This window comes from Microbispora sp. ZYX-F-249 (assembly GCF_039649665.1).
GTDB lineage: Bacteria > Actinomycetota > Actinomycetes > Streptosporangiales > Streptosporangiaceae > Microbispora > Microbispora maris.
The window spans coordinates 441,580-463,739 of the sequence record NZ_JBDJAW010000001.1 but is presented as its reverse complement, the minus strand read 5'-3'; the positions used below and the strand labels follow the sequence as shown (position 1 = coordinate 463,739).

Genomic DNA, 22,160 nt, shown 5'->3' with positions numbered 1-22,160 from the left:
GACCTCGGCAGAGCGAGGCGGGGAGATGGCCGGATACACGGGGACCAGGGAAGACCACCTCAGGCGACTGCGCCGCGTCGAGGGACAGATTCGCGGACTGCAGCGGATGGTCGAGGAGGACAAATACTGCATCGACATCCTCACCCAGGTCTCGGCCGCCAACAGAGCACTCCAGGCGTTCGCCCTGGAACTCCTCGAAGAGCACATGGCGCACTGCGTCGCCGAGGCCATCGCCAAGGGTGGCAACGAAGCCGACGTCAAGATCAAGGAAGCCTCGGACGCCGTCGCCCGTCTCGTCCGCACCTGACCGATCGAACGAAGGAGAAGCGTCACACCGCCACCGGCATGACCTGCGGCCACCGCGTCAGCCCCGTCAAGGAGGAGGTCGGTCGAGGCGGTGGACGCGCGTAAGAAGGGCCTCCGGCGACACGTCCGGAGGCCCTTCCGCTTCGGAGGGCCTCGTCCCGGACGAACGACGGTCATGCCGTCTCGACTGCATCAATCGGTAGCCCACGGCCACGCGTGTGCCATTCCTTGCGTGAACCCCGGCACAAAAATCTTCTACTCGGTGTGGATTTTTCTCCCGCCGCCTCCATCCCGGCCGTACGGGAGGATAAAAACACACCCCTCGCATCTCGCAGTGATCATGACCAGATAGCGTTTACGCACGTGAACAGGCTCCCCGAACCCCGGTCGCACGATGGTTGGCGGATTCTGCGGAGCGATGCCGGACGGTTGTGGGCGACCCGTGACCGCCCCTTCGGCCGTGCGGCGGAAATGGCAGGCGCCTTCCGTACCGTCGACGCCGACGACCTTGGGCAGCTGCACGCCAAGATCGCGCAGCAGGAACGCATCGCCGACACGGCCCTGTCGGGGAGCGAAGGCATCGCCAGAAGCGACACGTCGGTGAACCCGCAGGCCCTGCCTCACTGACGAGCCCGTCGGCCGCGCGCCCGGACGTCGTCGAAACGCCGACCGTACGGCACGCCGGCGCCAAGCCACCCGTGATCATCGATGGAATCACAGGCTTCGGGCGTCCATTTCCTGCGTCTCGTGTCAGCGGCCGCGTCAGGCCGGTGACGGCGCCGTATCAGCGTGTTCGGCGATGGTGGACTGGATGGGGCGTTCGGGCATCGCGCCATTCAGGCGACGGGCTCGCTCACAAGCAGTGATCAGGGCACATCCATGCCCGAACTACTTGGTGTTGCTTAGTACCGGTAGTCAGCGTTACTGTGTACCGGTACTCAGCAACACCAAGTAGCTGAAAGGGGGCGTCTCCATGGGCAAGCAGGCGACCGAGATGCTCAAGGGAACGCTGGAGGGCATCGTCCTGGCGATCCTGTCCGGCCGGCCCGCGTACGGCTACGAGATCACGGCGTGGCTGCGGGACCAGGGCTTCTCGGACATCGCCGAGGGCACCATCTACGCGCTGCTGGTCCGGGTCGAGCAGCGCGGCCTGGTCGACGTGGAAAAGGTCCCGTCCGAGAAGGGGCCGCCGCGCAAGGTGTACTCCCTGAACGCCCAGGGACGGGAGTACCTCGAAGAGTTCTGGAGGACCTGGAGCTTCCTCGCCGAGAGGCTTGAACGGCTCCGCGAAGGAGGTAAGTAGACATGGCCACAGGGCCGGACGAGTCGAAGAGCCGCTATCTGCAGTACCTGGAGAAGGTCACCGGGTCGCTGGAGGACAAGCGGCGCTACCGGCAGTACAAGGCGCGCATCAAGCAGCTTCCCGAGAGCTACCGAACGGCGGCCGAGGCGATGGAGCGCTACCTGATGCTCCTCGGGCCGGCCGACGGCGCCGGTGCGATCGCGATGTACGAGGACCTGGCCGATCTGTTCGAACAGAGCGCTGCGGACGGAACTCCGATCCGCGACCTCTTCGGGGAGGACCCCGTGGAGTTCGTGGAGGCGTTCGCGGCCAACTACCCGCTCGGACAGTGGAGGAGCCGGGTGCGCAACCGCCTCATCAGCGCCGTCGAGCGCGCCGCCGACGAGGAGCCCGGAAGACAGGACAGGAGCACGTGATGACGACGCAGCAAGCCCCGGCGATCGAGGTGCGGGGCCTGGAGAAGTCCTACAAGGAACTGCGGGTGCTGCGCGGTGTGGACTTCTCCGTGGCGCGGGGCAGCATCTTCGCCCTGCTCGGCTCCAACGGGGCGGGCAAGACCACGGCCGTGAAGATCCTGTCCACGCTGCTCAAGGCCGACGCGGGCACGGCCCGCGTCAACGGCTTCGACGTCGCCACGGAGGCGGCCGACGTACGGAAGTCCGTCAGCCTCACCGGACAGTTCGCCGCCGTCGACGAGATCCTCAGCGGGCGGGAGAACCTGGTGCTCGTCGCCCGGCTGCGGCACCTCGGGAACCCGGGCAAGGTCGCCGATGACCTGCTCGCCCGTTTCTCGCTGACCGACGCGGCCGGGCGGAAGGTGGCGACGTACTCCGGTGGCATGCGCCGCCGCCTCGACATCGCCATGAGCCTCATCGGCAACCCGCCGGTCATATTCCTCGACGAGCCGACGACCGGGCTCGACCCCCAGGCACGCATCGAAGTGTGGCAGGCCGTCAAGGAACTCGCCGCCCAGGGGACGACCGTGCTGCTCACCACGCAGTACCTGGACGAGGCCGAACACCTCGCCGACCGAATCGCGATCCTCCACGAGGGCCGGATCATCGTCAACGGCACCCTCGCCGAGCTCAAGAAGCTGCTCCCGCCCGCCAAGGTCGAATACGTCGAGAAGCAGCCGACCCTCGAGGACGTCTTCCTCACCCTCGTCGGTACCGACGGCAGGAACGGCGCCGCCCGGCCAACACCCCAGGTCAGTACGGACCAGTAAGGAACCACGATGGCCAAGCATTTCTTCGGCGACACCGTCGTCCTGCTGGGACGATCCTTACGCCACATCACGCGCAGCCCCGACACCATCATCACGACCGCGGTCATGCCGATCGCCATGATGCTGATGTTCGTCTACGTGTTCGGCGGCGCGATCAGAACAGGGTCGGACTCGTACGTGAACTACATGCTGCCCGGCATCCTGCTCATCACCGTCGCCTCGGGCATCGCCTACACCGCGTTCCGGCTCTTCATGGACATGAAGGGCGGCATCTTCGAGCGCTTCCAGTCCATGCCGATCGCACGCTCGTCCGTGCTGTGGGCGCACGTGCTGACCTCGCTGGTCGCCAATCTGATCTCACTCGTGGTCGTCGTGCTCGTCGCCCTGCTCATGGGCTTCCGCTCGGCGGCGGGGGCGCCCGCATGGCTCGCGGTCGCCGGCATCCTGATCCTGTTCACCCTGGCACTCACGTGGATCGCCGTCATCCCCGGCCTCTCGGCCAAGACCATGGAAGGCGCGAGCGCGTTCTCCTACCCCCTCATCTTCCTGCCCTTCCTCAGCTCGGCCTTCGTGCCCACCGGCACCATGCCCGGCCCGGTGCGCGCCTTCGCCGAGCACCAGCCGGTGACCTCCATCGTCAACGCCATCCGCGCCCTGTTCACCCAGCAGCCGGTCGGAACCGACATCTGGACCGCCCTGGCCTGGTGCGTCGGCATCCTCGTCGTCGCGTTCGCCTTCGCCATGCGCACCTACCGCCGCAAGATCTCCTAGGCCGTCGCCGTTCATCGCGGCACAGCCTTGGAGCTTCATGAACGCCTAGGAATAGGGAGAAAGACATGGCTGAATCCCTGCACACCGTCACGACGATGCCGACGGCGCGCCGGCCCGGCTGTCCCTTCGACCCGCCCGAGGAGCTGATCCAGGCCCGCGAGCACGGCCCGATCAGTCGCTTCCCCTTCCCGGACGGGCACCAGGGCTGGCTGGTCACCGGATACGACCTGGTCCGGTCGGTTCTCGCCGACTCGCGGTTCAGCTCACGCAGGGAGCTCATGCGTCACCATCCGCTGGTCGACTACGGCGACATCGAGGTCCCCCCGGCGCCGCCCGGCGAGTTCCTGCTGATGGACGATCCGCAGCACGGCCGCTACCGCAAACCGTTGGTGGGCAGGTTCACCGTACGGCGGATGCGGCAGCTCACCGAGCGCGTCGAACAGGTCACCGCCGAGCACCTGGACGCGATGGAGAAGGCCGGCCCGCCGGCGGACCTGGTGACCGCGTTCGCCAAGCCCATCCCCTCCGTCATCATCTGTGAGCTGCTGGGCGTGCCGTACGAGGACCGGGGCTCATTCCAGGAACACATCGACAAGTTCCTCGGCGGGGAGGCCGGCGACGAGGAACTGTTCGCGGCTTACACCGCGACCCAGCAGTACCTCGCCGAACTGGTGGCCGCCAAGCGCGCCACCCCCACCGACGACGTGCTCAGCGACCTCACCGACAGCGATCTGACCGACGAGGAGCTGAAGGGGGTCGCCCTGATCCTGCTGTCGGCCGGGTTCGACACCACCGCGAACATGCTGGCGCTGGGGGCCTTCGCGCTCCTGCGCCACCCGGAGCAGCTAGCCGCGTGGCGCGCCGATCCCGCGCTCACCGACCGAGCCGTGGAGGAGCTGCTGCGCTATCTGAGCGTCGCCAAGACGTTCATGAGGACGGCGCTGGAGGACGTCGAACTGGGCGACCACACCATCAAGGCCGGTACGACCGTCATCCTGTCCTACAACACCGCCAACCGCGACCCCGAGCGCTTCCCCGATCCCCACGTGCTCGACCTCCGCAGGCAGGACGGCGGGCACCTGGCCTTCGGCCACGGCATCCACCAGTGCCTGGGCGCGCAGCTGGCCCGCGTCGAGATGGGGGTCGCGTTCCCCGCGCTGATCAACCGCTTTCCCACGCTGCGCCTGGCCGTACCGGCGGAGGATGTCGACCTGCGCCCGGAGCTCGCGGACATCTACGGGGTGAAGAGCCTTCCGGTCACCTGGAACCCGTGACGGAAGCGAGCGAGGGAGACCGACCGTCACGAGCAGGCCAGGCCGGTTCGCTGTGAGCCGGTCCGGGAGGGGGAGGGCATTTCGAGCGCGGCCGCGGCGACGACGGCGATGCCGGCCGCAGTCCAGGGGATGGGGAAGCCGACCAGCTTCAGTGCGAAGAAGTGGTGGAGCCACGGGGTGGCCGGCACGGCCATGAAGGTGGCGAGCGTTTCGAGTTCGGGGGCGTGCTCACGCCGTACGTCAACGACGGCAGGGTCGAGAGCATCGACATCAACGGGCGTCTGGTGGTGATCGCAGCCGCCGACGAAACCGGGCGCCGCATGGGCCACCGCGCTCACCGGCCCGCCCGGGTTCATCACCGCACCCGACGAACGCACCGTCATCGCCGACCGGCTGCCCGGTTCCGGCGATCCGCTCGCCGGCCGGTTCGACACCGAACGGGACATCGGCATTCTCGCGATCGAGCCGTCCAGCCGGAGACGGATGCGAGTCAACGGTCGCGCTCGCGGCGACGGAAATCAGCTCCTGGTGCACACCGAGCAGGTGTACGCGAACTGCCCGAAGTACATCCAAACCCGCACCTACGTCGACCACTCACCCACGACAAGCAGGACCACGCTCGTCACCGGCCAGCTGACCGCCGAGCAACAACGGTGGATCGCCGCCGCCGACACGTTCTTCATCGCAATCGCCGGTGCCGGTCTAGCCGGGCTGACCGCCGCGCGGGAACTCCGCCGCTTCGGATATGACGGCGTAATCAGCATGGTCGGCGCCGAGCGCCACCGGCCCTACCGAAGGCCGCCCCTGTCCAAGGAATACCTTGTCGATCGCGGCGCCGACGTCGGCCTCACCGGCACCGACGAACTCGGAGCGACCTGGCTCCTGGGTCATGCGGCCACCGGCCTCGACCTGGCCGGCCGCCGACTGCACCGGGGCGCCCTGCCGCCAGTCGCATTCGACGGTCTGGTCATCGCCACCGGAGCACGGGCCAGAACGCTGCCGGGTATCGGCGGTCTCCGGGGCGTGGTCACGTTACGCGGGCTCGACGACGCCCGGGCGCTGCGCGCCGCCCTCGGCACCCGTCCCCGCGTAGTGATCGCCGGCGCCGGGTTCCTCGGCTCGGAGCTCGCCGCCACACTGCGTGGCCTGGATCTGCGGGTCACCCTGGTGGAATCCGACCAGGTGCCGCTCCGCCGGCCCCTGGGTGAGCGCCTCGGCGCCGTCATCGCGGACCTGCACCGGGCTCACGGCGTCGACCTGCGGCTCGGCCGCCGCGTCGTCACCGCTACCGGCTCCGGTCAGGTGGAGCACGTGCACCTCGACGACGGCACGGTACTACCGTGCGACCTGCTTGTCGTGGCTCTCGGCGCAGAACCGGAAATCGACTGGCTGCGCGGTGGCGGCCTACGCCTCGACCGTGGTGTCGTCGTCGACCACCTTGGGCTGGCCGCGCCGCAGGTGGTCGCGGCCGGAGACGTCGCCCGCCGGCCATCCGTCCTGCTCGGTGGGGAGCTCATCCGGGTGGAGCACTACAGCAACGCCGTCCAGCAGGGCGCGCACGCGGCCCGGTCACTGCTCGGCATCGCTGCCCCATTCGACCCGGTCCCGTCGTTCTGGTGCCACCTGTACGGCCACAGGCTGCAGTCCGTCGGCTTCACCGGCGCCGGCTACCAGCTGCGCCTGATCAACCTCGAACCCGATGGTCGATTCCTCGCCGAATACCACCGTGACGGACGCGTCGTCGGCGCGGTGACCGCCGGCTTCGTACGCCACCTGACCTCCTATCACCACCTACTGACCAATGAGTACGCATGACTCGTCCAACCGTCCCGTCCTCCACCGCCGAAACGGCCCGCACCAAGGTCCAGGCCGCCGAGGATGTTCCTCCGTCACGATGCCAGGCGGCTGGCCGAGTTTGAGGACCCCTTCGACGTCGTGTTGGACGGCGGCTACTGGTCCACGTCATCGATCCGACCCGGACGCGGCGACGAGATCCCCACCCTTGCGCTAGTTGTACGCCATCCTTCGCCCCGTATCGTCCCCCTCAGTGATCCCGTCTGTGAGAAGGGACCGGCATGTCCGACGATGAGGTGCGACGCGTTTTCCGATCAGTGGATTCGTTCGATCCTGAGGAGTTCGGGCGACTGCTGGCCGAGGATGCGACGCTGGTGTTCGGCAATGCCGAGCCACTGGTGGGGCGTGGGGCCATCGTCGCCGGGCTGCGGGAGTTCTACTCCACCATCGGCGGCCTGCGGCACCGGCTCGTCCGCGACTGGCGGGTGGACGCCGACATCATCGCCGAGACCGAGGTGACCTACCGGAGGCTCGACGGCAAGGACGCGAGCGCCGTGGCCGTATCCATCTGGCGCACCCGCGACGACGGCCTGATCTCGGACTACCGCATATTCGTCGATCTCGCGCCCGTCTACTCGCCCTGACAGCACCCCGACGGCCGGCGCGGCGTTGCAGTAGACGACCCGCTGGGCACGGATGTCGAAGCCGGCGACAGTCACCCGAAAGGCCGTGGGCCGGCAACGTGCAGCGCCGTACTCCAGTCCGGTGGCGATTGCTCGCTTAGCGAGACCACGGCCCCGCAGATCATGTTCCTCACTGCTTGGAACGCGACGTTCTCCAGAGCGCGGCGGTCCAAGCGATGTCGTAGACGACCCACAGAGCGTAGACGAGCAGCAGCACCAGGGATACGAAGTCGTGTCGTGCCGCGATGATCAGGGCGGACAGCGGGGCGGCGAAGGCCAGCATGCCGGTGAAGCCGGCCAAGGTGCTGCGCAGGCCGAAGAAGACGGCGTTCCACGCCTCATTGGCGACGATGACCACGATGGCCCAGATGATCGCGGACAGATCCTGACGATCCAGGGCCCGGTACAGGACGGTCGCGATGAGCGCGTAGTAGATGAGGCCGACGGCGATGAAGACCCGGTACGGCACCAGCCAGCGCGGCCAGGGCAAACCGCGGAACCAGGCCAACGCCGACGCGGGGATGAGCAGGTTGCCGACGATGGCGGCGAAGAGTGTGATGGCGGCGGTGACCGTGGCCGCGTACCAGTTCATCGTCCTCGCTCCGATTCGGCGGGGGTGGCCGCGAGGACGCGGAGGTCGTCCATGCTCCACTGATCGTCGGTGTGGCGACCGTGGTGGACGGCCGGGACGGTCCCGCCCGGCGCGATGAGGAAGCCGCCCGGCCGCCTGAGCATCCGCGCGCCCGGCCGGGTCCCGCCGGGGTGTCGTCGACGGCTCCCAAATTCTGACATGATCTATAATTTGACAGCGACTATCGTTTTGGTCAACACGCTGCGGCTTCGCCACCGCGGTCCCGAGGTGACAGAAGGGCCCATCCCGACATCGTGCAAGCGGTGATCGCCTCGTCCCGCTTGCGCCAGCCATGGGATCAGCGGTCGCGGCTATTCGCCGGACGGAGCGGGACGGTGGCCACGTATCCGATCTCATCGGGCCAACAGTTTGGGGAACTCGCGTGCCACGAAGCCGTACATGTCGCGCATCAGTTCCAGCCGAGCCCGAGCGATGGGGACATCGCGGGGCTGGCTGCTGCGCACCCTGTACGCGCCCAAGAGCGGCTACACCTGCCGCTCATACGGCGAGTCTGCATCCACCTACAGGGCGTGCAACCTAGGCTCCAAGCGCGGGCCGGTTACGGCCGCCACGAGCCGCCCCGCCGCTTCACATGAGGTAAGCGTGGGAGAGACGAATGGAGTGGTTGGTCTCGCTGCTCGGCGCAGCGCTGATCATGGCCGCCCTTCGAGACCTGTTCCACACGCTCTGGCACCCCACCCGCCATGGAGGCCTGAGCCGACTCGTCATGACGGCGTTGTGGAAACTGGCCCGGCATCTGCGAGCGCGCAGGCGAGTGGTGGGGCTCGTCGGCCCGCTCGCCATGGTGACGGTGGTCGGCATGTGGGCCTTCATCATCATCCTGGGCTGGGCCATCGTCTACTGGCCCCACATGCCCGAGGCGTTCGCTTTCGCACCTGGTTCCGGGCTGTCGCAGGAGCCGGAGCTACTCGATTCCATCTACCTGTCGCTTGTCATGGTCGCCACCCTCGGGCTCGGGGACATCGTGCCTGCCGAAGGCTGGCTCCGTGTGGCCTCGCCTCTGGAGGCTCTCATCGGCTTCGTCCTCCTGACGGCCACCGTCTCCTGGGTGCTGGAGATCTACCCGACGCTGACCCGCCGACGGGTGCTCGCCATCCGGTTGGCGCTGCTGCACCGGTCGGACCCGTCCGTGCAGCAGCTCGACTGCGCTGTGGGTGCCTCGTTGCTGGAGAGCCTGGCCACCGAGGTGGTGCGTGTCCGTATCGACTTCACCCAGTACGCCGAGGCCTACTACTTTCACGACGGCGAGGATCACTCCTCTCTGGCGGCCGAGATCGGCTATGCCGTTCACCTCGCTCAGCGCGGGCAGGCGGCCCGGCGGGCAGATGTGCGTCTGACGGCCACCGTGCTCACTGATGCGCTGAAAGACCTCGCCGGCATCCTCGACCAGCGTTTCCTCCACACGAACGGAACGCCCGCGGAGGTGTTCGCCGCGTACGCGGCCGACCATGGCCGCGCCGTCACTGGGTCCTGATCGCCGGGTTGAAAACATAATTTTAATCTGTTTTTATAGACACAGAAGGGAGAGTGCGACATGCGCGCGATCATCAGTGGAGCAGGAATCGCCGGACTCGCCGCCGCGCTGCGGTTGGCGCAGGCGGGGTGGGAGATCCTGGTGGTCGAGCGGGCGCCGGAGCGCCGCGGCGGCGGCTACGGCGTCACCTTCGGGGGAATCGGGTACGACGGCGCCGAGCGGATGGGCATTCTGCCGGCCCTGAAGGAGCGGGCCTTCGTCACCCGGGAGCTCGTCTACCGCAAGCCCAACGGCGAGCGCCGGTTCGCGGTCGGCGGCCAGACGATCGCCGCCACCATGGGAAACAGATCGTTCAACATCCTGCGCGGCGACATCGAGTCGGTGCTGTACGAGGCGGCGAGGAACACGACCCCGATCCGTTTCGGCACGACGATCACCGCCGTCGACCAGGACGCGGACGCGGTGCGCGTCACCTTGAGCGACGGCGCCGTCGAGTCGGCCGACCTGCTCATCGGCGCCGACGGCCTGCACTCGGCCACCCGCGCTCTGGTTTTCGGCCCCGAGGAGAACTACCGCCTGGACATGGGGCACAGGGTCGCGGTCTACATGATGAAGGAGCGGCCTGCCGGACTGCCGGAAGGGACCACGAGCTCGATCAGCGACAACGGCCGGACGTTCGCCATGATGAGTGTGGGCGACGGCCGTACGGCCGCCTTCTTCGGCTACCGCACCGACCAGGACGGGACAGGGAGTGCTCTGCGGGAGTTGCAGGACGTCTACGGCGACATGGGCTGGCTGGTGCCCCAGGCGCTGGAGGGCCTGAAGCACGCCGACTCGGTCTACTTCGACAACATCGCCCAGATGGTGGTCGACCGGTGGAGCCGCGGCCGGGTCGTCCTGCTGGGCGACGCCGCATGGTGCGTCACGCTGTTCGCCGGATACGGCTCCTCACTCGCCGTCGGCGGCGCCGATCTGCTCGGCGCCGCCCTCGAACGCCACGGCGGCGACGTCATCACCGCGCTGGCGGAGTGGGAGGCGCAGGTGCGGCCGGAAGCCGAGAAGAAACAGAAGCTCGGCCGCCGGGTGAAGGGCGTCTACGCGCCGCGCAACCCCGTCGTACTGGAACTCACCCAGCTGCCGCTGCGCCTGTCGTCGTGGGGCCCGGTACGCCGGATGATAGAGCGCAAATTCCAGCTGCAGGGCTAGGACCGCGAATCTGAAAGGACGAAGCCCGTGCCTCCCGCCTTCTCCGCCGAGGAGCGCGCCCGCATCACCGGGCTCCTCCTGGACAACGGCCGGCGCCTGTTCACCACCCAGGGCCTGCGCAAGACCTCGCTGGAGGATCTGGTCGCAGGCACCGGGATCGCCAAGAGCACCTTCTACGTCTTCTTCGACTCCAAGGAGGCGCTCTATCTGGAGCTGATGCTCGCCCAGATGGCCGAGGTCAAGCGCAAGGTCATCGACCACGCACTGCTGAGCGAGTCCGACATCCGCGCGGGGCTGCGGCGCTTCCTCCACGCCACGCTCGCCGAGCTGGAGAGCAATCCCCTGTACGGCAGGCTGATGACGCATCCCGAGGAGATGGATGCCGTAATCAGGAAGCTCGACCCCGCCCGGGTGACGCAGGCGCAGGAGAATCCCGTCACCGCTCTGGCGGCCTTCCTCGCACAGCACGACGAGGACCTCGTGAACGCCGACCCGGACGTGATCACCGGTGTGCTGCAGGCCGTGCTCCTCATGCCGATGCACCGGAACCGCCTGGCGACCCCCGACCTGTATCCGAAGATCCTCGACCTGCTCATCGACGTCGTCGCCACGGGCCTCACCCAGCCGTCGGAGGATGCTCACGTAGGTTGATCGCCGGTCTCGACGAAACCGGGTGGATCATCGCCCGGGCCGACCAGCCCGGCAGGCCGAGCGCATGCTTATGAGCAGGCCGAGCAGGGCCGCCTGGATCGCCAGTAGTACCGACCGCACGGCCGCGACCGCGAACTTGGCCGCGACGATCGCCATGCGGGTGGTGGGCAGGGCCGGCAGCCACGCGCCGGTGCTCAAGGTCACCTCGTCGGCTGCGGCGACGTCACCGTGCCTTCTTGCTCAGAGCCGAGACGTGGACAGCGGGCACGGGCCCACTCTGCACCAACCAGGCGATCACCGGTAGGGTGGCCACCGGTGAGCCGGGAAGTCTGGTCGGCACGTTCTGTCCCCCTTATGTCGCGAAGGACGTGTACGTGCGCGCCCGAGATCTGCTCGCCCCCTTCCCCACGGTCGGCCTGGACACGCCCGTCCCCGAAGCCGCCGGGCTCCTGGCGCACCAAGACCTGCCCGGCCTCGTCGTGGTCGACGAGACAGGGGCGCCGATCACCATCCTGCCCGGCCCCGAAGTCCTGCGCCTAGCCGTTCCCGCCTACTGCCAGGACGACCCGGCGCTGGCCCGTGTCGTGGACGAGGCGCACGCCGACACCTTCCTCAAGGGCGCGAACGGCCGCAGAGTGCGCGACGCCCTGCCGGATCCGCCCAGGAAACTACCGGTCACCGATCCTGACGCCACTGTGCTGGAACTGGCCGCGCTGATGGCCCGCACCCACAGTCCCCTGGTCGCAGTGACAGAGGACGGTCGGCTGCTGGGCGCGGTGACCCTGCAGGCCCTGCTCGACCGGGTGCTCGCCGCATGAGCATGCTCGCCTGGGTCACCGTGGCGGTGTTCCTGTCGGCCTACGCGCTGATCGCCACAGAGAAGGTCCACCGCGTCGCGGCCGCCCTCGGCGGCGTGGGGATCATGCTGCTCGTCCATGCCACCGATGCCGAGGCGGCCTTCTTCTCCACGCACTCCGGCATCGACTGGAACGTGATCTTCCTACTGCTCGGCATGATGATCATCGTCGGGGTGCTCAAGGAGACCGGGATCTTCGAGTACCTGGCCATCTGGGCGGCCAAACGCGCCAGAGGCCGGCCGTTCCGGCTGATGGCCCTGCTGGTGGTCATCACCGCGTGTGCCTCGGCCCTGCTCGACAACGTCACCACCGTGCTGCTCATCGCGCCGGTGACGTTCCTGGTGTGCGAGCGTCTCGCGCTGCCCGCGACGCCGTTCCTGATCGCCGAGGCGATGGCCTCCAACATCGGCGGCGCCGCCACACTCGTCGGTGACCCGCCCAACATCATCATCGCCAGCCGGGGCGGGCTGAGCTTCAACGACTTCCTCGTCCACATGGCCCCGCTGGTCATCGTGCTGATGCTGGTCTTCATCGGGCTATGCCGGTTGATGTTCGGGCGCTCACTGCGCTACGACCCGCAGCGGGCCGAGGAGGTCATGGCCCTGAACGAGCGCGAGGCGATCTCCGACCGGCGGCTGCTGTGGCAGAGCCTGGCGGTGCTCGCACTGGTCATGGCCGCGTTCGTGCTGCACCCGGTGCTGCACTACGAGCCGTCGGTGGTCGCACTACTCGGCGCGGGCGTGCTCGTGGCGGCCACGAAGATCACCACTCAGCAGGCCCTGGCCGAGGTGGAGTGGCCCACACTGGTCTTCTTCGCCGGGCTGTTCGTCATGGTGGGCGGCCTGGTGGAGACGGGCGTCATCGAGCGGCTGTCCCACACCGCTGTGGAGGCGACCTCCGGACGTACGGAGCTGACCACCATGGGCTTGCTCGGCGCTTCGGCGGGACTGTCGGCGATCGTGGACAACATCCCGTACGTGGCCACGATGAGCCCGATCGTCGCCGATCTCGTCCAGGCGAACGGTGGCGGCGGGCCCGCGCAGGTGCTGTGGTGGGCGCTGGCCTTCGGGGCCGACCTGGGCGGCAACGCGACCGCCGTCGGCGCCGCCGCCAACGTCGTCGTCCTGGGCATCGCCGCGCGCAACGGCACCCCGATCAGCTTCTGGCAGTTCACCAAATACGGACTCATCGTCACGGTGGTGACCGTCGCCCTGGTCGCGCCGTACCTGTGGCTGCGTTATCTGATGTGACCGCCGATGCCTTGAGCGTGCCCGTGCTCGTCAGCCGACGATCATGCCTTCCTCCGGGAGTTCGTACCGCCGCGTGCGCTCTTTCAGGGCGAGCGCGGAGCCCAGCGTGAGCGGGCCGATCCGGCCGACGAACATCAGAGCGACGAGCAGCAGGTGCCCGGCCGGCGGGATGGAGGCGGTGATGCCCGTCGACAGGCCCGCCGTGCCGAAGGCGGAGACGACCTCGAAGAGCACCCGGTCCAGACTGTGCGGAGTGAGCACCAGCAGGATGTAGGTCGAGAACGCGACCAGGCCCACGCCGAGCACGGTGAGGGAGACCGCCTGCCGCTGCGCCGCCTCGGGCAGGCGGCGGTGGCCGATGTTCACCCGGCTCTCGCCGCGCATCTCGGTCCAGACGATGAACATCAGCAGGCCGACAGTGGTGACCTTGATGCCGCCGGCGGTGCCCGCGCTGCCGCCGCCGACGAACATCAGCAGGTCGGTGACCAGCCAGCTGGACGGATGCATCTGGGCGACATCGAGGCTGTTGAATCCCGCGGTCCGCGGCATGACGGCGGTGAAGAACGCCGCCAGCAGCTTGCCCGGCCCGTCCAGCTTCCCCAGGGTGCGGGGATTGGACCATTCGGCGCCGAGGAAGACCAGCGTGCCGCCGACCAGCAGAACCGCGGTCACCGCGAGCGTGACGCGGGTCAGCAGTGACCACCGGCTGGGACGGCGCCAGGAACGGCGCAACTCGAACAGCACCGGAAAGCCGAGCCCGCCCACGATCACCGCCGCCGCGATGGTCAGGCAGATCCACGGATCACCGACGAAGCGGACCAGGCTGTCGGGCCACAACGCGAAACCGGCGTTGTTGAACGCCGAGACCGCGTGGAAGACACCGAGGTAGGCGGCATGACCGGCCGGCTCCGCATATCCCGTCACCAACCTGAGCGTGAGTACGGACGCCGTCACCGCTTCGGACGCCAAGCTGAACAGCACGACCTTGGCCACCACGCGCCGCAGGTCACTCGCGCTGAGCGCCTTGGTCTCCGCCTGCGCGGATAATCGGGCGCGCAGGCTCAGCCTGCGGGAGATCAGCAGGGTGAAGACGGTCGCGAGCGTCATGATGCCGAAACCGCCCACCTGGATCAGGGCGGCGATGACCACCTCGCCGAACGCCGACCAGTGGGCGGCCGTGTCGACGACGGTCAGCCCGGTCACGCACACCGCCGATGTCGCGGTGAACAGGGCCGTGATCCATCCCGCGGGCTTCCCCGAGGTCGTGGCGAGCGGGGTGGACAGCAGGAGGGTCCCCAGGAGGACCGCCGCCCCGAAACCGGTCGTGATGACCTGCGTCGGATGCCGGAACCACCCCAGAACACCCCAGGCCCGCATCATGACTCATTACTGCGGCGTACGTGTCCGCGCAGCCGGCGGGCGGCACCATACCAGGCGGGGACCTCACGCTCGTCGTCGAACCAGCGGGCCACCAGGATGTCGGTGGAGGAGTGCAGCAGGATCGACGCGACGATGGTCACCGCGACGAGCTGGAAGACCTGCTGGGCGGCGACGATGCCCGAGCCCAGCACGATGAGCCCGTAGACGACCGAGGCGAAGCCCTTGGGCCCGAACCAGGCCGTCGCGGCCTGCTCACGCACGCCCAGGCCCGAGCCGAGGAAGGACACCCAGATGGCCACCGGCCGGGCCACAACCAGCGCCAGAATCGCGAACACCCAGCCCACCCAGCCGACCGAGCCCAGCAGCGCCGGGCTGATCAACGCGCCGAACACCAGCAGGGCGCCCAGCTTGAACAGCTCGGCGATCAACTCGCCGAAGTGCTCGAACGACTCGCGCTGCCGCTCGCCGAAGGTCGCCACCGTGATGCCGGCGCAGAAGGCGGCCAGGAACAGGTTGCCGTGCGTGGCCTTGCCGAGCGCCAGCACCAGCAGGCCGATGGCCAGCGCGTTCAGCGGCTCGTAGGCGGTGGAGGCGGAGAACCAGCGAGTGCGCTCCAGTTTGATGGCCAACCACGGGACGGCCACGCCGATCAGCACCCCGACGGCGAGCTCCAGTGCGAGCTCACCGAGGTGCAGGTTGTGCGAGCCCGCGGCGACCGCGAGGAACACCATCACGAACGGCAGGGCCAGCCCGTCGTTGACGCCCGACTCGACGTTGAGCAGCCGGCGCAGCCGGGGTGGCACCTTCTCGTTGCCGACCAGCGCGGCGGCGAACACCGGGTCGGTGGGCGAGAGGATCGCCCCGATCAGCAGCGACTCGATCCAGCCCAGCCCGACCAGGTAGTGCGCGCCGACCGCGGTGATCACCAGCGTGAGCGGCAGGCCCCAGCCGAGCGCCCGCCCGGGCAGCTTCCATGCCTCGCGCAGCTCTGTCCAGCCGACCCGCATGCCGTCGGTGAACAGCACCGCGAACAGCGCGAGCTCCGCCAGCGTGCCGACGATCTCGTCGTCCGGAGCGATCGGCATCACGCCCAGCACGCCATTGCCCAGGACGAACCCGGCGACCAGGAACAACGCCGCGGTGGACAGGATCGTGCGGTTGGCCAGGCTGGACAGCAGCACGGCCAGCAGCAGGACACCGGCGAACGCCGGCAGCAGAGCACTCATCGAACGTCGGCCTCGATGTGGTGCCTACAGGCCGTCATGTGTGCCACCGAGAACCTCCGCCGAGTGCAACGCTGAAAGACGTTGCCGACCAGACTTCCCGGCGCACCGCGGCCTACCGTAACAGCACAATCGGAACCGAGGTATACGGGGCTCTTCCTGCCGGCACAGACGCGAGCAGGTACCGTGAGAACCGGCTTGAACGCATCAGTGCGGGGTCACGACGGTTTGATGACGGCCAAAAGGCCAGGTCCCGGACGTGGGAACTGGCCTCTGAGTAGTGCTTCGTGGTGGGGCTACCAGGACTTGAACCTGGGACCTCTTCCTTATCAGGGAAGCGCTCTAACCGACTGAGCTATAGCCCCGCACCGCGCAACGAACGTTACCGCATCCCGTTTCCGGTGGCGAATCCGTCGTTCCGAACGAGGAAAAGCTTACCGTGTCCGGGCCCCTGGTCGTGCCAGCGGGCGCGGCTCCGTACGGCGGGCCGCTCGGATGGGGCGGCCAGCCGTACCGTGCCTGCTGCGGCCGGGGTCACTCCGCTTCGCTGAAGGTGACCTCGACACCGCCCACGAGGTCCGCGGAGATGTTGTAGATCACCGCGCCGAGGGTGGAGAGCGCGGTGATGAGCACGACGTTCAGCGCGCCCAGCAGTGCCGCGTACCCGAGGATGCGGACCGGCTCGAACCAGCTGCCGATGTCGATGGTGCCGACCCCGTTGCCGGCGGCGCCACCGCTCGTGGTGAGCTGCGTGACGGTCTCGGTGATCGAGGAGAAGACGCCGAGCGCCGACAGCACGCCGTACAGCACGGCGACGGCCACGAACAGCACGACGAAGCACACCAGCGACACGACGAAGCTGAACTTCATCGCCGACCACGGCTCGATCCTGCGCAGGACCAGGTGGGCCTTGCGCGGCGGGCGCAAGCCGGACTTCTTGTTCTTGTCCTTCTCCTTCGGCGACTCGGCGGGGCGGTCCCCGGCGGGGCCGAAGCTCAGCCCGCGTACGGATCCGCCGTCCACCGAGGGCCGGGCGTTGTCCACAGACGGGCGCCCGTTGTCCACAGAGGGTGTGGACGTACCGAGGCCCGTGGGGCGGGGATACTGCGCGGTCGCCCCGCCGACGTCGGACCTGCCGTTCTCGGACGCGCCGTCCGTGGCCGCCTGCCGCTTCCATGGCTGATCGGCGGCCGACGTCCTGATGCGCATGGTGTCGTCGGCCTTCGCCTTGTCGGCGGCGGTCACGTCATCTCCTTCGGAAGCCACCTTGGCGACGCTACCGCCATCGTGCGCCCGCGCGGTAACCCCGTTCGGGGACGACGCCGGGCGGGCGCCCGTCGGTCTCTGCTTGCCGCCGGGTGTCCGCGGCCCGCCGGTGTCACTCATGCCACGCCCTCGCCTGACGCCACGCTGTGCTGGTCGAGTCGCTCTTTACGCTCGCTCATGCCTCGTCTCCTGCCCCGTTGTCCTCGGTCTCCAACGACTCGGCGTTGCGAGCGAGGGCGACAACGCTGTCACCCTCGGCCAGGTTCATCAGGCGGACGCCCATGGTCTGGCGGCCCGACTGCTTGATCTCGCCGGCGCTGGTACGGATCACCCCGCCGGCAGAGGTGATCGCGAAGACCTCGTCCTCGGGACGCACCATGACGGCTCCGACCAGCTTGCCACGGGCACTGACGATTTTCGCCGTCAGCACGCCCTTGCCGCCCCGGCCCTGGACCGGGTACTGGTCGGCGGGTGTCCGCTTCGCATACCCACCTTCGGTCGCGATCAACACGTCGTCGCCGTCGCTCATGACGTTCATCGCGAGCAGCTCGTCACCGTCCACGAAGCGCATGCCGATCACTCCGCTGGTGGCCCGGCCCATCGGGCGCAGCGCGTCGTCGGAGGCGGTGAACCTGATCGACTGCGCGTTCTTCGACACGAGCAGCAGGTCATCACCCTCGGAGACGAGACGGGCGGCGATCACCTCGTCATCCTCGCGCAGGTTGATCGCGATCAGGCCACCGGATCGCGGCGAATCGTATTCGGACAGCCGCGTCTTCTTCACCAGGCCGCTGCGGGTCGCCAGCACCAGGTACGGCGCCACGTTGTAGTCCCGCAGGTCGAGGATCTCCATCACGTGCTCGTCGGGCTGCATGGCGAGCAGGTTGGCCAGGTGCTGGCCACGGGCGTCCCGGCCCGAGTCCGGCAGCTCGTACGCCTTGAAGCGGTAGACCCGGCCCTTGTTCGTGAAGGCCAGCAGCCAGTGGTGCGTCGTGGTGACGAAGAAGTGCTCCACGATGTCGTCCTGGCGGAGCTGCGCTCCCCTGACCCCCTTGCCGCCGCGCCGCTGCGCGCGGTAGAGGTCGGTGCTCGTCCGCTTGGCGTAGCCACCGCGCGTGATCGTGACGACCACGTCCTCCTCGGCGATCAGGTCCTCGATGGACATGTCGCCCTCGTACGCGGTGATCTCGGTCTTCCGTTCGTCGCCGTACCTGGCGACGATCTCCCCGAGCTCGTCCGACACGATCCCGCGCTGCCGGACCTCGGAGGCCAGGATGTCCTGGTAGTCGGCGATCTGCGCCATCAGGCCGTCGTACTCGTCCTGGATCTGCTGCCGCTCCAGCGCGGCCAGCTTGCGCAGCTGCATGTCGAGGATGGCCTGCGCCTGGACCTGGTCGATGTCCAGCAGCGTCATCAGGCCGCCCTGCGCCTCGGCCGCCGACGGCGACCGCCGGATCAGGGCGATGACGTCGTCGAGCCGGTCGAGCGCCTTGAGCAGACCACGCAGGATGTGCGCCCGCTCCTCGGCCTTGCGCAGCAGGAACCGGGTCCGCCGGACCACGACCTCGATCTGGTGGGTGATGTAGTGGCGGACGAACTGGTCGAGCCGCAGCGTCCGCGGCACGCCGTCCACCAGCGCGATCATGTTCGCGCCGAACGTGGTCTGGAGCTGGGTGTGCTTGTAGAGGTTGTTCAGCACGACCTTGGCGACCGCGTCGCGCTTGAGGACGATCACCAGCCGCTGGCCGGTGCGCGACGACGTCTCGTCACGGACGTCCGCGATCCCGGTGACCTTGCCGTCCCTGACCAGCTCGGCGATCGTGAGCGCCAGGTTGTCCGGGTTCACCTGGTACGGCAGGGCCGTGACGACCAGGCACTGCCGTCCCTTGGGGTCCTCCTCGACCTCGACGACGGCCCGCATGATGATCGAGCCGCGGCCCGTGCGGTAGGCGTCCTCGATGCCGCGGCGGCCGACGATCAGCGCGCCGGTCGGGAAGTCGGGGCCCTTCACCCGCGCGAGCACCCCGTTGAGCAGCTCCTCGTCACTGGCCCCGGGGTTGTCGAGCGCCCACTTGACGGCCTCGCCGACCTCGCGGAGGTTGTGCGGCGGGATGTTGGTCGCCATGCCGACCGCGATGCCGGCCGAGCCGTTCACCAGCAGGTTCGGGAACCGCGACGGGAGGACGACCGGCTCCTGCGACCGCCCGTCGTAGTTGGGCTGGAAGTCGACGGTCTCCTTGTCGATGTCCCGGAGCATCTCCATGGCGATCGGCGCGAGGCGGCACTCGGTGTACCGCATCGCGGCGGCCGGGTCGTTGCCCGGCGAGCCGAAGTTGCCCTGGCCGTCGACCAGCGGGTAGCGCAGCGACCACGGCTGCGCGAGCCGTACGACGGTGTCGTAGATCGACGTGTCGCCGTGGGGGTGGTAGGAGCCCATGACGTCACCGACGACGCGCGAGCACTTGAAGTAGCCGCGGTCGGGCCGGTAGCCGCCGTCGAACATCGCGTACAGCACGCGACGGTGCACGGGCTTGAGGCCGTCGCGGACGTCGGGCAGCGCGCGGGACACGATGACGGACATCGCGTAGTCCATGTAGCTGCGCTGCATCTCGGCCTGGATGTCGACCGGCTCGATGCGATCGGCGGGAGGCCCAGGCGGCGTGTTCACTTCCGTCACGAAAAGTCCTTCTGGTCGGCCACGCTGCTCAGACGTCGAGGAAGCGGACGTCGCGTGCGTTGGTGATGATGAAGTTCCTGCGGGCCTCGACGTCCTCGCCCATCAGCACGCTGAACAGGTCGTCGGCCTGGGCGGCGTCGTCGAGGGTGACCTGGCGCAGCACCCGGGTGTCGGGGTTCATCGTGGTGTCCCACAGCTGGGAGGCGTTCATCTCGCCCAGACCCTTGAACCGCTGCACACCGTCGTGGAGCCGGGGGTCGCGCCGGCCGCGGGCGACGCCGTCCTCGATGATCGCGTCCCGCTCCCGGTCGGAGTACGCGTACGAGGCGTCCTCACCCTTGCGGTCCCACTTGATCTTGTACAGCGGCGGCTGCGACAGGTAGACGTGCCCGGCCTCGATCAGCGGGCGCATGAACCGGAACAGCAGCGTCAGCAGCAGCGTGGTGATGTGCTGGCCGTCCACGTCGGCGTCCGCCATCAGGATCAGCTTGTGGTAACGCAGCTTCGAGATGTCGAACTCGTCGTGCACGCCGGTGCCGAGGGCCGTGATGAGCGCCTGGACCTCGTTGTTCTTGAGGACCTTGTCGATCCGGGCCTTCTCGACGTTCAGGATCTTGCCGCGGAGCGGGAGGATCGCCTGGAACTTCGGGTCGCGCCCGCCCTTGGCCGAGCCGCCGGCCGAGTCGCCCTCGACGATGAACAGCTCGCACTTCTCCGGCTCCGACCACTGGCAGTCGGCCAGCTTGCCCGGCAGACCGCTGCCGCTCTCCAGCAGGGACTTGCGCCGGGTGAGGTCGCGGGCCTGCCGTGCCGCGATGCGGGCGCGGGCCGCCTGGAGCGACTTGTTGATGATCTCCTTGGCCTCGCCCGGGTTGCGCTCGAACCAGTCGCGCAGGTGGTCGTTGCAGGCCTTCTGGACGAACGACTTCGCCTCGGTGTTGCCCAGCTTGGTCTTGGTCTGGCCCTCGAACTGCGGGTCGGCCAGCTTCACCGAGATGATCGCGGCCAGGCCCTCGCGGACGTCGTCGCCGCTGAGGTTGTCGTCCTTGCCTTCCTTGAGGAACTTCTGCTCGCGCGCGTACCGGTTGACGATGGTGGTCAGCGCCGCGCGGAAGCCCTCCTCGTGGGTGCCGCCCTCGGCCGTGTTGATCGTGTTGGCGAACGTGTAGACCGACTCGCTGTAGGTGGCGTTCCACTGCATCGCGATCTCGACCGAGATGCCGTCGCCGTGCTCCTCGAAGTCGATCACCGAATTGTGGATCGCGTCCTTCTTCGAGTTGAGGTGCTTCACGAAGTCGGACAGGCCGCCCTCGTAGTGGTACGTGAGCACCTTGGGCTCGCCGTCGATGATGTGGTCGGGCCGCTCGTCGGTGAGCGTGATCTTGAGACCCTTGTTGAGGAAGGCCATCTCCTGGAACCGGCGCGCGAGCGTCTCGAAGTTCCAGGCGGTCGTCTCGAAGATGTCCGGGTCGGGCCAGAAGCTGATGGTCGTGCCGTGCTCGTCGGTCGGCTCGCCCTTCTCGAGCGGCGCCGTGGGCTTGGCGGTCACGTACTTCTGCCGCCACACGTGGCCGTCGGTGCGGACCTCGACCTCCAGGCGCGTCGACAGCGCGTTGACGACCGAGGCGCCCACGCCGTGCAGACCGCCCGAGACGGCGTACGACTTGCTGTCGAACTTGCCGCCGGCGTGCAGCACGGTGAAGACGACCTCGACGGCCGGCCTGCCCTCGGCCGCGACGATGCCCACGGGAATGCCGCGTCCGTGGTCCATCACGCGCACGCCGCCGTCGGCGAGCAGGGTGACCTCGATCAGGTCGTTGTAACCGGCCAGCGCCTCGTCGACGGCGTTGTCGACGATCTCGTAGACCAGGTGGTGCAGTCCGCGCTCACCGGTGGATCCGATGTACATGCCGGGGCGCTTGCGGACCGCTTCCAGCCCCTCGAGAACGGTGATAGAGCTAGCGTCGTAGGACAAGTGCGAAATCCTCCTGCCGCGGACACGCGGCGGGCGGCACCGTGGATTGGCTGCCCCTGCCGTGCCCGTCACCGTCGTGAGTGCCCCGATGCGGCACCCAGGGGAGTCGGCCCATGAGGCCGGGGTGACGCAAACCGGACGTGTCCTTGAGTCCGTTTACATTCTACCGGTCCGACCGACAACAGGTGGCATT

23 protein-coding genes and 1 tRNA gene are annotated in these 22,160 nt (G+C 68.3%); 14 read left to right on the top strand and 10 right to left on the bottom strand.

Annotated elements, in window-relative coordinates; all coding sequences use genetic code 11:
* The first annotated feature begins 25 nt into the window (after window positions 1–25).
* From AAH991_RS02120 to AAH991_RS02090, 7 genes are all read left to right on the top strand, one after another.
* Complete coding sequence (locus AAH991_RS02120; protein WP_346223758.1) at window positions 26–307, top strand: metal-sensitive transcriptional regulator; 282 nt, start codon at window positions 26–28, stop codon at window positions 305–307.
* Window positions 308–669: 362 nt separating this feature from the next.
* Window positions 670–933, top strand: coding sequence for a hypothetical protein (locus AAH991_RS02115; RefSeq protein WP_346223757.1), 264 nt, complete (start codon window positions 670–672; stop codon window positions 931–933).
* 346 nt (window positions 934–1,279) lie between these two features.
* Entirely contained in the window at window positions 1,280–1,609 is a 330-nt protein-coding gene (locus AAH991_RS02110; RefSeq protein ID WP_346223756.1) for a PadR family transcriptional regulator, read from the top strand.
* Between the two features lie 2 nt (window positions 1,610–1,611).
* The gene (locus tag AAH991_RS02105; protein WP_346223755.1) at window positions 1,612–2,025 is read left to right on the top strand and encodes a DUF1048 domain-containing protein; all 414 of its coding nucleotides are present in this window, start codon (window positions 1,612–1,614) and stop codon (window positions 2,023–2,025) included.
* The gene (locus AAH991_RS02100) at window positions 2,025–2,834 is read left to right on the top strand and encodes an ABC transporter ATP-binding protein (protein ID WP_346223754.1); all 810 of its coding nucleotides are present in this window, start codon (window positions 2,025–2,027) and stop codon (window positions 2,832–2,834) included. The genes AAH991_RS02105 and AAH991_RS02100 overlap by 1 nt, the downstream gene beginning before the upstream one ends.
* A gap of 9 nt (window positions 2,835–2,843) precedes the next feature.
* The gene (locus AAH991_RS02095; protein WP_346223753.1) at window positions 2,844–3,605 is read left to right on the top strand and encodes an ABC transporter permease; all 762 of its coding nucleotides are present in this window, start codon (window positions 2,844–2,846) and stop codon (window positions 3,603–3,605) included.
* Between the two features lie 65 nt (window positions 3,606–3,670).
* Complete coding sequence (locus AAH991_RS02090; RefSeq protein WP_346223752.1) at window positions 3,671–4,879, top strand: cytochrome P450; 1,209 nt, start codon at window positions 3,671–3,673, stop codon at window positions 4,877–4,879.
* A gap of 26 nt (window positions 4,880–4,905) precedes the next feature.
* Here AAH991_RS02090 and AAH991_RS02085 read toward each other — a convergent pair whose 3' ends face one another.
* Window positions 4,906–5,313, bottom strand: a complete 408-nt coding sequence (locus AAH991_RS02085; RefSeq protein ID WP_346223751.1) for a hypothetical protein — start codon at window positions 5,311–5,313, stop codon at window positions 4,906–4,908.
* A gap of 49 nt (window positions 5,314–5,362) precedes the next feature.
* Here AAH991_RS02085 and AAH991_RS02080 point away from each other — a divergent pair, with 49 nt between their 5' ends.
* Window positions 5,363–6,694: an NAD(P)/FAD-dependent oxidoreductase gene (locus tag AAH991_RS02080; protein ID WP_346223750.1), complete on the top strand. Its 1,332-nt coding sequence runs from the start codon at window positions 5,363–5,365 to the stop codon at window positions 6,692–6,694.
* 260 nt (window positions 6,695–6,954) lie between these two features.
* Window positions 6,955–7,317: a nuclear transport factor 2 family protein gene (locus tag AAH991_RS02075; RefSeq protein WP_346223749.1), complete on the top strand. Its 363-nt coding sequence runs from the start codon at window positions 6,955–6,957 to the stop codon at window positions 7,315–7,317.
* A 169-nt stretch (window positions 7,318–7,486) separates the two neighbouring features.
* Here the strand turns inward: AAH991_RS02075 and AAH991_RS02070 are convergent, their stop codons facing one another.
* Window positions 7,487–7,948, bottom strand: a complete 462-nt coding sequence (locus tag AAH991_RS02070) for a TspO/MBR family protein (RefSeq protein ID WP_346223748.1) — start codon at window positions 7,946–7,948, stop codon at window positions 7,487–7,489.
* A 392-nt stretch (window positions 7,949–8,340) separates the two neighbouring features.
* Window positions 8,341–8,451 carry a hypothetical protein gene (locus AAH991_RS40635; RefSeq protein WP_507185132.1) on the bottom strand — a complete coding sequence of 37 codons (111 nt, stop codon included), beginning with the start codon at window positions 8,449–8,451 and terminating at the stop codon, window positions 8,341–8,343.
* Between the two features lie 152 nt (window positions 8,452–8,603).
* Here AAH991_RS40635 and AAH991_RS02065 point away from each other — a divergent pair, with 152 nt between their 5' ends.
* Genes AAH991_RS02065 through AAH991_RS02055 form a run of 3 tightly spaced genes read left to right on the top strand, consistent with a single transcriptional unit; the run spans window position 8,604 to window position 11,339 of the window.
* Window positions 8,604–9,482 carry a potassium channel family protein gene (locus AAH991_RS02065; protein ID WP_346223747.1) on the top strand — a complete coding sequence of 293 codons (879 nt, stop codon included), beginning with the start codon at window positions 8,604–8,606 and terminating at the stop codon, window positions 9,480–9,482.
* 60 nt (window positions 9,483–9,542) lie between these two features.
* Window positions 9,543–10,688 carry an FAD-dependent monooxygenase gene (locus AAH991_RS02060; protein ID WP_346223746.1) on the top strand — a complete coding sequence of 382 codons (1,146 nt, stop codon included), beginning with the start codon at window positions 9,543–9,545 and terminating at the stop codon, window positions 10,686–10,688.
* Window positions 10,689–10,715: 27 nt separating this feature from the next.
* Window positions 10,716–11,339 carry a TetR/AcrR family transcriptional regulator gene (locus AAH991_RS02055; RefSeq protein WP_346223745.1) on the top strand — a complete coding sequence of 208 codons (624 nt, stop codon included), beginning with the start codon at window positions 10,716–10,718 and terminating at the stop codon, window positions 11,337–11,339.
* A gap of 27 nt (window positions 11,340–11,366) precedes the next feature.
* Here AAH991_RS02055 and AAH991_RS02050 read toward each other — a convergent pair whose 3' ends face one another.
* Window positions 11,367–11,537: a hypothetical protein gene (locus tag AAH991_RS02050; RefSeq protein ID WP_346223744.1), complete on the bottom strand. Its 171-nt coding sequence runs from the start codon at window positions 11,535–11,537 to the stop codon at window positions 11,367–11,369.
* Window positions 11,538–11,713: 176 nt separating this feature from the next.
* Between AAH991_RS02050 and AAH991_RS02045 the strand changes: the two genes are divergently transcribed.
* Both AAH991_RS02045 and AAH991_RS02040 read left to right on the top strand, forming a co-directional pair.
* The gene (locus AAH991_RS02045; RefSeq protein WP_346223743.1) at window positions 11,714–12,157 is read left to right on the top strand and encodes a CBS domain-containing protein; all 444 of its coding nucleotides are present in this window, start codon (window positions 11,714–11,716) and stop codon (window positions 12,155–12,157) included.
* Window positions 12,154–13,446, top strand: coding sequence for an ArsB/NhaD family transporter (locus AAH991_RS02040; RefSeq protein WP_346223742.1), 1,293 nt, complete (start codon window positions 12,154–12,156; stop codon window positions 13,444–13,446). Before AAH991_RS02045 ends, AAH991_RS02040 begins: the two co-directional genes overlap by 4 nt.
* A 30-nt stretch (window positions 13,447–13,476) precedes the next feature.
* Here AAH991_RS02040 and AAH991_RS02035 read toward each other — a convergent pair whose 3' ends face one another.
* From AAH991_RS02035 to gyrB, 6 genes are all read right to left on the bottom strand, one after another.
* Window positions 13,477–14,826 (bottom strand): TrkH family potassium uptake protein, encoded by a 1,350-nt coding sequence (locus AAH991_RS02035; RefSeq protein WP_346223741.1) that lies wholly within the window; start codon window positions 14,824–14,826, stop codon window positions 13,477–13,479.
* Window positions 14,823–16,052: a cation:proton antiporter gene (locus AAH991_RS02030; protein WP_346223740.1), complete on the bottom strand. Its 1,230-nt coding sequence runs from the start codon at window positions 16,050–16,052 to the stop codon at window positions 14,823–14,825. The genes AAH991_RS02035 and AAH991_RS02030 overlap by 4 nt, the downstream gene beginning before the upstream one ends.
* Window positions 16,053–16,337: 285 nt before the next feature.
* Window positions 16,338–16,414: transfer RNA gene (locus tag AAH991_RS02025), tRNA-Ile, on the bottom strand.
* Between the two features lie 169 nt (window positions 16,415–16,583).
* A complete protein-coding gene (locus tag AAH991_RS02020) occupies window positions 16,584–17,294 on the bottom strand; it encodes a DUF3566 domain-containing protein (protein WP_346223739.1) in 711 nt (236 codons plus the stop codon).
* 196 nt (window positions 17,295–17,490) lie between these two features.
* On the bottom strand, window positions 17,491–19,992 hold the full coding sequence (gyrA, locus tag AAH991_RS02015; protein WP_346223737.1) for a DNA gyrase subunit A: 2,502 nt from the start codon (window positions 19,990–19,992) through the stop codon (window positions 17,491–17,493).
* A 28-nt stretch (window positions 19,993–20,020) separates the two neighbouring features.
* The gene (gene gyrB, locus AAH991_RS02010) at window positions 20,021–21,967 is read right to left on the bottom strand and encodes a DNA topoisomerase (ATP-hydrolyzing) subunit B (RefSeq protein WP_346223736.1); all 1,947 of its coding nucleotides are present in this window, start codon (window positions 21,965–21,967) and stop codon (window positions 20,021–20,023) included.
* Window positions 21,968–22,160: the final 193 nt, after the last annotated feature.

Coding starts and splice junctions, on each gene's coding strand:
- AAH991_RS02110 (WP_346223756.1), top strand. CDS start 1,280: ATGGGCAAGCAGGCGACCGAGATGCTCAAGGGAACGCTGGAGGGCATC.
- AAH991_RS02060 (WP_346223746.1), top strand. CDS start 9,543: ATGCGCGCGATCATCAGTGGAGCAGGAATCGCCGGACTCGCCGCCGCG.
- AAH991_RS02075 (WP_346223749.1), top strand. CDS start 6,955: ATGTCCGACGATGAGGTGCGACGCGTTTTCCGATCAGTGGATTCGTTC.
- AAH991_RS02100 (WP_346223754.1), top strand. CDS start 2,025: ATGACGACGCAGCAAGCCCCGGCGATCGAGGTGCGGGGCCTGGAGAAG.
- AAH991_RS02105 (WP_346223755.1), top strand. CDS start 1,612: ATGGCCACAGGGCCGGACGAGTCGAAGAGCCGCTATCTGCAGTACCTG.
- AAH991_RS02095 (WP_346223753.1), top strand. CDS start 2,844: ATGGCCAAGCATTTCTTCGGCGACACCGTCGTCCTGCTGGGACGATCC.
- AAH991_RS02120 (WP_346223758.1), top strand. CDS start 26: ATGGCCGGATACACGGGGACCAGGGAAGACCACCTCAGGCGACTGCGC.
- AAH991_RS02090 (WP_346223752.1), top strand. CDS start 3,671: ATGGCTGAATCCCTGCACACCGTCACGACGATGCCGACGGCGCGCCGG.
- AAH991_RS02080 (WP_346223750.1), top strand. CDS start 5,363: ATGCGAGTCAACGGTCGCGCTCGCGGCGACGGAAATCAGCTCCTGGTG.
- AAH991_RS02030 (WP_346223740.1), bottom strand. CDS start 16,052: ATGAGTGCTCTGCTGCCGGCGTTCGCCGGTGTCCTGCTGCTGGCCGTG.
- AAH991_RS02040 (WP_346223742.1), top strand. CDS start 12,154: ATGAGCATGCTCGCCTGGGTCACCGTGGCGGTGTTCCTGTCGGCCTAC.
- AAH991_RS02035 (WP_346223741.1), bottom strand. CDS start 14,826: ATGATGCGGGCCTGGGGTGTTCTGGGGTGGTTCCGGCATCCGACGCAG.
- AAH991_RS02065 (WP_346223747.1), top strand. CDS start 8,604: ATGGAGTGGTTGGTCTCGCTGCTCGGCGCAGCGCTGATCATGGCCGCC.
- AAH991_RS02070 (WP_346223748.1), bottom strand. CDS start 7,948: ATGAACTGGTACGCGGCCACGGTCACCGCCGCCATCACACTCTTCGCC.